The organism is Kitasatospora sp. NPDC058406 (assembly GCF_042722765.1).
Lineage (GTDB): Bacteria > Actinomycetota > Actinomycetes > Streptomycetales > Streptomycetaceae > Kitasatospora.
The window spans coordinates 36,675-45,768 of sequence record NZ_JBHXKE010000042.1; the positions used below are offsets into that span (position 1 = coordinate 36,675).

Consider the following 9,094-nt stretch of genomic DNA (forward strand, 5'->3'; position numbering starts at 1 on the left):
GCCCGCTGAACGCGAGCAGTTCCCGCAGAGGGCCGCTCGCGTTCCGCAGGGACAGACCGACGCCCTGCCGGGCGGCGGCGAGCCGGAGCCGGGCGAGGGCGTCCACGACGGCGAGGTCGGGGGCGGGCAGGGCGCCGAGGTCACAGGTGACCTGGCGCGTGGTGGTCGGTCCGGCCGTGGGTCCGGTGCTGGGTCGGGTGTTCACGTAGGTGAGACCGGTGCTGCGCTCCCGGCTCATCGGCCGGTCGGGAGGATTCCCGAAAATTCTCGAAGAAGTTCGCCGAGGAGCGATGAGTTCCGTGCGGTGGTCCGGTCTACCCCTTCGAGAGCGCGACACCGAGCCGCACAACGCGGCGGAACACAGCAGAGGAAACGACATGAGCGAGAACCTGGGCGAGCTGACCATCATCCGCGAGCTGCCCGCCACCCCGGCGGACGTCTTCCGGGCGTACGTCGAGCCCGAGCAGTTCGTCCGCTTCTGGGGTCCGGTCGGCACCCACGTGCCGCTGGACACCGTGACCATCGAGCCGAAGGTCGGCGGGCGGTTCGACAGCACGATGGTGATCGAGGAGACGGGCGACCGCTACCCGGTCCGGGGCACGATCACGGCGATCCGGGAGGGCGAGCTGCTGGAGTTCGTCGAGGACGGCATCGGGATGACGGGCAGCCTCACCTTCGTCGACCTGGGCGAAGGCCGCACCAAGGTGGTCATGCAGCAGCGCGACGTCCCGGAGATGTACCTCGGCCCGGAGGCCGAGGCGGGCCTCAACTCCAGCTTCGACCGCCTGGTGGAGCACCTCGTGGCCCGGAGCTGACCCGCAACGGCGCTCCGGGCCACGGCGGGCCACCGCGGACCCCCGAGGCCCGCTCCCGCCGGCCACGCCTGCCGGCCGCTCCCGCCGGCCTCGTCTCCGACCGCGTCCGCGAACGCCCGTGACGGTCTGAGGCTGCCTGCGGCGGGGCGGGATGGCAGAGTGGGCGCAGTCGTCCCCTGAGCCGGAGGAGGTCCGCCGTGGCGGCCGAGCCGTTGAAGTCCCGTGAAGAGTGGTTGGCGTCACTGCCCCGGATCTACGCGGCGGCGGGGTGCGTCCTGCGGGACGAGTCCGGACGGATCCTGATCGTCAAGGCCGGGTACCGGGAGTACTGGCAGTTCCCGGGCGGGACGATCGACCTCGGTGAGGGGCCGGTCGAGTGCGCGGCCCGTGAGCTGGAGGAGGAGACCGGGATCGTCCGCCGGGCCGGTGACCTGCTGGCCATCTCCTGGACCCACGCATCGGACGAACTCGACCACCCGGCCCAGCACTTCCTCTTCGACTTCGGCACCGTCCCGGACGGCACCCCCGTGACCGTCCCGGCCGGTGAACTGGACGACCACCGCTGGGCCGACGACGAGGAGGCGCTCGAACTGCTCGGTCCGGCGCGGTCGTTGCGCCTCCGCGCGGCGGTGGAGGCGGCGGCCGACGGGCGCGTGCGGATCATCACCACCCACGTGTCGGGATTCTGAGTCCGCGCACCGGGGGTTCCGGGGCCCCGCCTGTCCCGGGGCCCCGGAACGCTCCGGTCACCCCTGGTCGGTGGCGCTCGACGCGATGAACGCGGCGAGGAGGTCGGTGATGAAGGCCTCGGTCTCCGGCTTCCCGACACCGAGGTCGTTGAGCACGCCGGCGCCGTTCTCCAGCTCCAGCAGCGCCAGCAGGATGTGCTCGGTGCCGACGTAGTTGTGACCGAGCTTCAGCGCTTCGCGGAACGTCAGTTCCAGCGCCTTCTTGCCCTGGGCGTCGTACGGGATGAGCGCCGGCACCTCGGCGGCGGCGGCCGGCAGCACCGCCGCCGTCGCGGTCCGGACGGCCTCCGGGGTGATGCCCTGGCCGGCGAGGGCCCGGACGGCCAGGCCGTCCGGTTCGGCGAGCAGGCCGAGCAGCAGGTGTCCGGCACCGATCTCGGCGTTGCCGGCCCGACGGGCCTCCTCCTGGGACGCCATCACGACCTTGCGGGCCCGGTCGGTGAACCGGCCGAATCCCTGGCTCGGGTCGAGGTCGGCGGGGGTGGCCGGGTCCTTGGGGACGAAGCGCTTCTGGGCGGCCTGCTTGCTGACGCCCATGCTGTGGCCGATGTCGGTCCAGGAGGCCCCGGAGCGACGGGCCTGGTCGACGAAGTGGCCGATGAGGTGGTCGGCCAGCTCGTCGAGGTGGTCGGCGGCGATGACCGCGTCGGCGAGCTGGTCGAGCGCGTCGGTGTGGATCTTCTTGATCGCGTCGATCAGGTCGTCGAGACGCAGCGGAGTGGTCTTGGGAACGATCGGATTCTCCATAGCGTCAACCTTAGGTTGTCGTTGCAGGATCGTCAACCGATGGTTGACGATCCTGCGAGTTGTGTCCTCCGACCGTCTCCCCGACCTGCCTGCCTACCTGTCCTACCTGTCCTACCTGTCCTACCTGCCTACCTACCTTGCTCGGCCCGTGTGCCCCGGCTGCCCGCCCGCCGGTTCCGCCGGGACTCAGGCCCGCTTCTCCCAGACGTACGCCGCCGAGACCGGGTGGCTGCGGTACTTCTCCCACTTCGGCTTGAGCGCGATCCACTCGTCGTCCACGACCGCCTCCGCCATCTCGACCAGCGTCCAGCCGGCCGCCAGGCCGGCGGTGAGGTGGTCCGACACCAGGTGGACGTGGGTGGTGATGGCGATGTCGGCGCCGCCCTCACCGGTGAAGTGGGTCGGCATGCCGGCCGCCATGATGAAGTACGGGTGCAGGCCCACCAGCACGCAGCGGCCGCCCGGACGGGCCAGCCGCCAGGCCTCGCGGTAGTACGGGCCGAGGTCGGCGAGGTGCTCGTCGATCAGCGAGGAGATGACCAGGTCGTACCCGCCCTCCGCCAGGCCGGTGGCGGCGACGTCGCCCTCGGTGAGGCTGTCGTGGGCGCCCCGCTCCCGGGCCGCCGCGAGCATCTCGGGGGTGAGGTCCACCCCGTCGAGCACCAGGCCGTCCGTGGCCCGGGCGCGCAGCCAGGCGCCCGTGCGGCCGGTGCCGCAGCCGAGGTCGGCCGCGCGGCCGACCTCCGGCCAGGCCGGAGTGGTGAGGCGGTCGAGTACGGCGAGGTCCATCGCGTCCTCGACGGTCTGCTCGTACGTGGCCACCCACTGGGCGTAGCCGGTCCTGACGTCCACGGTGGGGTAGTTGCGGGTGTCGAAGTCGGAGAAGTGCACCATGTCGGGCAGTATCGTCGGCGGCGCCGGTCGGCCGCGAACGATTATCGGGGCCGGTCGCGGACCCGGCCATGGCTCGGCGACGGGGCGCGAGGGGCGCAACTCGCCGCTCAGAGGGCCAGCTTGAACCCGTCGTGGCTGCGTTCGAAGCCGAGCGAGGCATAGAACCGGTGCGCCCCGGTGCGGCGCTTGTCGCTGGTCAGCTGGACGAGGGTGCAGCCGCGCGCGCGGGCCCGGGCGACCGCCTCGGTCAACAGCTCGTGTCCGAGGCCCGCACCCCGCCGGTCGGCCCGCACCCGGACGCCCTCGATCAGTGCGCGTTCCGCGCCGCCCCGGCCGAGGCCGGGGATGTAGGTCAGCTGGAGGTAGCCGATCACCGTGCCGTCGCCCTCGTCGAGCACCAGCATCTCGTTGCGGGCGTCGGCGTCCACCTCCGCGAAGGCGCGGGCGTAGGCTTCGTCGACCCGGACCTCGGCAGGGTCGGTCACGCCCTCCTCGTCGACGAGGAGGGCGATGACGGCGGGCAGGTCCTGGCGGGTCGCGGTGCGGAGAATCACGCCCGGAGTCTGCCAGAGCGGCGTCCGGGCCGGTCGATCGGAGGAGCGGTGATGCGGACGGTCACTCTGGCGGAGGCCGAGGTGCCTCGCGAACTGAAGCTCCAGGTGGCCGAGTTGCAGGACCAGGTCTGGCCCGGGCCGCCCGGCCCGTCGGCCGAGCCGGTGCACGACCCGGTGTTGCGTCCGCGGTCGATGCTGCTGCTGGACGGCGACCGGGTGGTGGCCGCGCTCGACGTGCTCTCCAAGTCGCTGGACCACGCCGGTCGGACGTACGCGGCGAGCGGGCTGAGTGCGGTGGTCACCGACCGGGCCCTGCGGGGTCGCGGGTACGGGCGGCGACTGGTGGTCGCGGCCCGTGCGGCGATCGAGGAGAGCGGCGCGGATCTCGGGCTCTTCACCTGCGACCGGGAGCTCCGGACCTTCTACGAGGGGGCGGGCTGGGAGCTGCTCCCGGGTGCGGTGCTGGTCGGCGGGACGGTCGAGCGGCCCTTCCCGAGCGATCGGGAGGGGTTCGACAAGCTGACCATGGCGGCGTTCCTGACCGGGCGCGCCCGGCGGCACCGGGCGGACTTTGCCGGTGCCCGGATCGGCCTCTACCCCGGTGAGATCGACAGGCTCTGGTAGAGCAGGCCGGGATGGCGGGGCGTCAGATTCAGATGGTGATCAGACGGTCCCGGGCGGCGGTGAGGTCGGACGGGTCGACGCCTGCGGCCAGCAGGTACGGCACGGGGTCGAAGTCGTCGAGAGTGGCGTGCAGGGCGTCCTCGGCGGTGGTGCCGGCTTCGGCGAGCACCGCGTCGATGCGGCGGTACTGGTCCGGGAGGCCGAGCATGCCGTACAGCGGGCGGACGTTGGGCGCGCTCAGCAGGTAGTCGGTGACGATCTCGGCGGGCTCGACGCCGGCCAGGGCGAGCAGCAGCAGGGCGGCCAGGCCGGTCCGGTCGCGGCCGGCGCCGCAGTGCACGACGAGGCCGCCGGGGCGGGCGCCGGCGATCGTGGTGATCAACTCGGCTGCGGCGTGCGGGCAGTGGTCCAGGTAGGGGCGCAGCGCCAGGGGGGTGCCGTCGAGGTGTCCGTACGCCTCCCACCAGGCGGGGCCGGCGAGTTCGTCCAGCGGTACGCGGATCAGCTCGACGCCCTCCGGGAGCGGGAGGAGCGGTTTGTACTCCTCGATGTTGCGCAGGTCGACGACGGTGCGGACGCCGTGGTCGAGGAGGGCGTCCCAGCCCTCGGCGGTGAGCCGGTCCAGGTTGTCGGCCCGGGTGATCGAGCGGCGGGTGGTGCGGGCGCCGGTCGTGGTGCGGAGGCCGCCCAGGTCGCGGACGTTGAGGCAGCCGTCCCAGACCAGGGTGCGGTCCTCGGTGGTGGTCTGCGCGTGTGCCCGGCTCATTGGCTCCCCGTTTCCCGAACGGGGGCTCGTTACCCCCTCGTTATCTATGGACTCTCAGGGGGTCCGGATGGTTCCTCTGATGTTCGGACGATCGTATGCCTGATGGGGCGTCAGATGGGGTGTGATCGACGAGAGTGACGGGCCGGAGTACGGGACGGCGGGACGGGTCCCCGCGGTCGGACGGAGGCTCCGCGCCGACCGGCAGGCTGCCTTCGGGGCTGTTCACCGGCGCGGGAGTCGGCTCACCGCTCCGGGTGGCGCCCGTCGCCGCCCGTGCCCCGGTCGAGGCCCGGGCCGAAGTCCCAGAGCGGCCGCCCGAGCGTGTCCTGGCAGCGGACGGTGCGGAAGCGCTCGTCCTCCGCCGAGAGGAACCCCCGGGCGACGCCCCGCAGGACGGTCCGGGCGGCCGCGTCTGCCCTCGTCCACGCGCCCGTGAGCACGAGTGCCTTGTCGACCAGCTCGGCGCGCTGGATCCGGGCGACCGCGACCGTCAGCAGGGTCGCGTTGACCTGCTCCAGTTCGGCGGGGGAGAGGTAGGTCTCGCCGACTTCGCCGCCCCGGTCGCGCTCGGCACGGCGGCGCAGCTCGGGAAGGCCGTAGTGCCGGACGGCGGCCACCGAGTCGTCCAGCGCGACCCGCCAGCGCGGCCCGGGCAGCACCTCCCACCAGACGTCCTCGCCGACCGGCATCAGCTCGCCGATCCGGGCCCGCCAGACCTCGATGCCGTAGACGGCGCGCGGGTCCGGACGCGGGCCGGGGAAGGCGGCCCCGGCCCAGTCGGCGCGGCCGACCAGGCTCAGGTCGAAGGTGTAGCGGAGCCGGTCCTCGGTCCGCTGCTCGACCAGGCCGAGCAGCGCCCAGTGGGTCTCGTCGGGGAGGCTGAAGGTCCGGAGCCGTCCGGTGAGACCGAGGAGGCGGAGGGCGGGGGCGAGGTGGTCGCGCAGCCCGCGCTCGTAGAGCTCGTGGGCGGTCGTCATGGCGGGTCCTGAACGGTCGTGTCGGGCGGGCGGGTGGTGCCGGTGGGGAGGCGGAAGGGGCCGGGACTCCGGCGGGGGCCGCAGCGGGGAGGCAGGGCTCGGCGGCCGGGGAGGCGGGGCTCGGCGGCCGGGGAGGGCGGCCGGGGCGAAGGGGGTGGCGGCGCGGTGGGCGGGTGCGGGCTGCCGGACTCGGGCCGCCCGAAGCGGGCGGCCGGGGCCGGCCGCCGGGTTCGGAGGCCGGATCCGAAGGCCGGGATCCGAGGGCCGGGGAGAGGCCGGCCGAATGGATCGTCCACTGACAACATAGGCAGGAGGCCGCTTCGACCGCTGCGGGCCAAGGCCAGCGGGCGGCAGGACCTTCGACCCGAAGGCCGGATGTCTTTGGTCCGGCAGACCGGCGCCCCCGGCCGCGGTCACGGACCGCCCGCCGGACCCGTGCCCGCCCGTTCCCCGGGCCCCGCGTAACGGTCCGACTCCGCCACGGCCGGCTGTTCGCCCGGATGGCGCATGATGTGGCGGGTGCAGAGTGCAGAACGCCCCGGAGCGGGCACCGACAGGCACGTCGGCCGGTCCGTCCCGGTGACGACGTCAGGCCCGCCGCCCGGCCCGCCCGCGCGCGCGGCCACCTCCCCCGTGGATCTGACCGAGGCCGTACGGGCCGCGCAGGACGGGGACGAGGAGGCCTACCGGCTGTTGTTCCGAAGCGTTCAGCCGGGTCTGCTCCGCTACCTGGGCGTGCTGGTCGGCGGTCGGCCCGAGGGCGCCCAGGACGCCGAGGACATCGCCTCCGAGGCCTGGCTGCAGATCGCCCGGGACCTGCGCTCGTTCTCCGGCGACGGGGACGGCTTCCGGGGGTGGGCCGCCACCATCGCGCGCAACCGGGCGCTGGACCACCTGCGGTCCCGGCGCCGCCGGCCGGTCGCGGACCTGCCGTTCGAGTACCTGGCCGAGCTCGCCGCAGGGGACGACACCGCCGGTGCGGCCCTCACCGCGGTCGGCACCTCGGACGCTCTGGCGCTGATCGCCCGCCTGCCGCGGGACCAGGCCGAAGCCGTGATGCTCCGGGTGGTGATGGAACTGGACGCCGAGAGCGCCGCCCGGGTCCTGGGCAAGCGGTCGGGCAGCGTCCGGATGGCCGCGCACCGGGGGCTGCGGCGGCTCGCCAAGCTGCTGGAGCAGCCCTTCGTGCCGGGGCCGGCCGGACCGGGGATCCCCGCCGCCCGGACGGGCGGGGGCACCGGCAGGGCTGTCCGGGAGGGCGCCGGGACGCCGGTCGAAAAAAGTTCTCCGCAGGGTGTGACAGAACGCCGGGCCGCGACGCTGAAGGACATGAGATGAGCACCAACCGACCCCGTCGGATCGACCGTGACACCGCCGAGCAGCTGCTCTCCGGTGCCGTGGGAGGCCCGTCGGCCGGGCAGGGCGCCTCGCTCACCGGACCGGACGGCGGAACCGCGCGCACCGGCCCCAGGCCGCCCGAGGACGGGCGGACGGGGCAGGTCGCCCGCGTGCTCGCCGCTGCGGCGGCTCCGGCGACGCAGGGTGAACTGGCCGGGGAGGCCGCGGCCCTGGCCGCGTTCCGGGAGGCCCGTCTCGCACCTGTTCCGGCAGTGCCCGCCGCACCTGCCGTACCCGCACCCGTCCGGAGACGAACGATGGCGACCGCCGCGCTGACGAGGGCCTTCAGTACGAAGGCCGCTGCCGTCGTGCTCGGCGCCACGGCGCTCGGCGGGGTCGCGGTCGCGGCGGGCACGGGCAACCTGCCGTCGGCGCTGGGCGGCGGCGCGGACGAGCCGCGCCGCAGTCCGGTCGCGCCGACCGGCGCGGGCCCGTCGTCCTCCTCGGCGGTGCGGCCCGGAGCGGCGACCGGTACGCCGTCGCCCGTGCCGCTCACCGCGGGTCCGTCCGCCGGGTCGTCGGCCGGATCCTCCGCAGCCCCCTCCGCCGGGTCGTCCGCAGGTTCGTCCGCGGGGTCGTCCGGCACCTCCTCCGGCGTCCCGTCCGAAGGCCCCACCGCCTTCGGCCCGTCCGCCGGGGCCGGCCGTCCTGCGGTTCCGGGTACGTCGGCCTCGCCGGACGCGGAGGGCCGGGGCCTGCCGGGTCAGGGCGTGTCGGCCGCCCTCTGCAAGCGCTTCACGGACCGGGCGGGCAAGGGCGAGCGGCCGCGTCAGCTGGTCAAGGACCCGCAGTTCGACGCGCTCATCGCGGCGGCGGGCGGGCCGGAGAAGGTGGAGGCCTACTGCGCGGACGTGCTCCGGAAGTCGGAGGACGATCGCCGGGGCAACTCCTCCTCGCGTCCGCAGCCCGGCGGGAACGGATCCGGCAAGGGCTCCGACGACGACCGCGACCGCGGCGGCCGCTCGGGCGGCTCGGGAGGTTCCGGGGACGGTCGCGGGGGCAGTGCCGGCAGCGGCAGCGGCAGCGGCAACGGTGGTGCCGGTGGTACCGGTGGGGGGAACGACACGGGCAGGGCGGACGCGGGCGCGGTGACCCCGCCCGTGACCGCACCGCTCCCGCCGTCCACGGGCGCACCGGGCGGCCCGTCCACGGCCGCGTCCGCGCCGGCCGACCGGTCCGCCACCGGCCGTCCGACACCCGACCCCGACAGCCGACCCGACAGCCGACCCGACGACAAGGTCGACACCCGGTCCGACGACGCCTCGTCCGAGAGGTGACCCAGAACTCCGGGTGGGCGGTGAGCGAATCCCCCCGGGCTCGCCGCCCATCCGGACCGCCCCACCCGGCACCACCCGTTCCACCCGCGTGACCCGTTCCGCCGCAGTACCCAGCTCCACCCGAAGACTCCGGGTGGCCGGTCGGCTCCCCCGTGCCCGCCGCCCACCCGGCCCGGCCCCGGCCCGGCCCGCCGGCGCACCACCCGGCCCCCCCCCCCGCCCCGCCCGGCCCCCCCCGCCGGGCCCGCCGCCCCGCTGACCGCCGACGCCGGTGCTCCGCCGCCCGTCGCACC

At 74.7% G+C, this 9,094-nt stretch carries 10 protein-coding genes and 1 pseudogene; 5 read left to right on the forward strand and 6 right to left on the reverse strand.

Going from position 1 to position 9,094, the window contains the following annotated elements:
• Window positions 1-10 precede the first annotated feature (10 nt).
• Window positions 11-409: pseudogene (locus tag ACFWOG_RS11430) on the reverse strand (hypothetical protein); the annotation flags it as partial.
• Between ACFWOG_RS11430 and ACFWOG_RS11435 the strand changes: the two are divergent.
• Window positions 378-815: an SRPBCC domain-containing protein gene (locus ACFWOG_RS11435; protein WP_380357066.1), complete on the forward strand. Its 438-nt coding sequence runs from the start codon at window positions 378-380 to the stop codon at window positions 813-815. The pseudogene ACFWOG_RS11430 and the gene ACFWOG_RS11435 sit on opposite strands and share 32 nt — an antisense overlap.
• 197 nt (window positions 816-1,012) lie before the next feature.
• Window positions 1,013-1,504, forward strand: a complete 492-nt coding sequence (locus tag ACFWOG_RS11440) for an NUDIX hydrolase (RefSeq protein ID WP_329885654.1) — start codon at window positions 1,013-1,015, stop codon at window positions 1,502-1,504.
• Between the two features lie 57 nt (window positions 1,505-1,561).
• Here the strand turns inward: ACFWOG_RS11440 and ACFWOG_RS11445 are convergent, their stop codons facing one another.
• The 3 genes from ACFWOG_RS11445 to ACFWOG_RS11455 form a co-directional block, all read right to left on the reverse strand.
• Entirely contained in the window at window positions 1,562-2,311 is a 750-nt protein-coding gene (locus tag ACFWOG_RS11445; protein WP_329885653.1) for a Clp protease N-terminal domain-containing protein, read from the reverse strand.
• Between the two features lie 186 nt (window positions 2,312-2,497).
• A complete protein-coding gene (locus tag ACFWOG_RS11450) occupies window positions 2,498-3,205 on the reverse strand; it encodes a class I SAM-dependent methyltransferase (protein ID WP_329952359.1) in 708 nt (235 codons plus the stop codon).
• A gap of 107 nt (window positions 3,206-3,312) precedes the next feature.
• Complete coding sequence (locus ACFWOG_RS11455) at window positions 3,313-3,759, reverse strand: GNAT family N-acetyltransferase (RefSeq protein ID WP_355400625.1); 447 nt, start codon at window positions 3,757-3,759, stop codon at window positions 3,313-3,315.
• 51 nt (window positions 3,760-3,810) lie between these two features.
• On the opposite strand from ACFWOG_RS11455, the gene ACFWOG_RS11460 reads away from it, so the two are divergent.
• Window positions 3,811-4,383, forward strand: coding sequence for a GNAT family N-acetyltransferase (locus ACFWOG_RS11460; RefSeq protein ID WP_380357071.1), 573 nt, complete (start codon window positions 3,811-3,813; stop codon window positions 4,381-4,383).
• Window positions 4,384-4,411: 28 nt separating this feature from the next.
• On the opposite strand, the gene ACFWOG_RS11465 is transcribed toward ACFWOG_RS11460, so the two are convergent.
• Both ACFWOG_RS11465 and ACFWOG_RS11470 read right to left on the reverse strand, forming a co-directional pair.
• Complete coding sequence (locus tag ACFWOG_RS11465) at window positions 4,412-5,149, reverse strand: tyrosine-protein phosphatase (RefSeq protein WP_380357074.1); 738 nt, start codon at window positions 5,147-5,149, stop codon at window positions 4,412-4,414.
• Window positions 5,150-5,391: 242 nt separating this feature from the next.
• The gene (locus tag ACFWOG_RS11470; protein WP_380357077.1) at window positions 5,392-6,126 is read right to left on the reverse strand and encodes a hypothetical protein; all 735 of its coding nucleotides are present in this window, start codon (window positions 6,124-6,126) and stop codon (window positions 5,392-5,394) included.
• Window positions 6,127-6,759: 633 nt separating this feature from the next.
• Here ACFWOG_RS11470 and ACFWOG_RS11475 point away from each other — a divergent pair.
• On the forward strand, window positions 6,760-7,464 hold the full coding sequence (locus ACFWOG_RS11475; protein WP_380357080.1) for an RNA polymerase sigma factor: 705 nt from the start codon (window positions 6,760-6,762) through the stop codon (window positions 7,462-7,464).
• On the forward strand, window positions 7,461-8,801 hold the full coding sequence (locus tag ACFWOG_RS11480; RefSeq protein WP_380357083.1) for a hypothetical protein: 1,341 nt from the start codon (window positions 7,461-7,463) through the stop codon (window positions 8,799-8,801). The genes ACFWOG_RS11475 and ACFWOG_RS11480 overlap by 4 nt, the downstream gene beginning before the upstream one ends.
• Window positions 8,802-9,094: the final 293 nt, after the last annotated feature.

Coding starts and splice junctions, on each gene's coding strand:
- ACFWOG_RS11435 (WP_380357066.1), top strand. CDS start 378: ATGAGCGAGAACCTGGGCGAGCTGACCATCATCCGCGAGCTGCCCGCC.
- ACFWOG_RS11460 (WP_380357071.1), top strand. CDS start 3,811: ATGCGGACGGTCACTCTGGCGGAGGCCGAGGTGCCTCGCGAACTGAAG.
- ACFWOG_RS11480 (WP_380357083.1), top strand. CDS start 7,461: ATGAGCACCAACCGACCCCGTCGGATCGACCGTGACACCGCCGAGCAG.
- ACFWOG_RS11465 (WP_380357074.1), bottom strand. CDS start 5,149: ATGAGCCGGGCACACGCGCAGACCACCACCGAGGACCGCACCCTGGTC.
- ACFWOG_RS11445 (WP_329885653.1), bottom strand. CDS start 2,311: ATGGAGAATCCGATCGTTCCCAAGACCACTCCGCTGCGTCTCGACGAC.
- ACFWOG_RS11470 (WP_380357077.1), bottom strand. CDS start 6,126: ATGACGACCGCCCACGAGCTCTACGAGCGCGGGCTGCGCGACCACCTC.
- ACFWOG_RS11450 (WP_329952359.1), bottom strand. CDS start 3,205: ATGGTGCACTTCTCCGACTTCGACACCCGCAACTACCCCACCGTGGAC.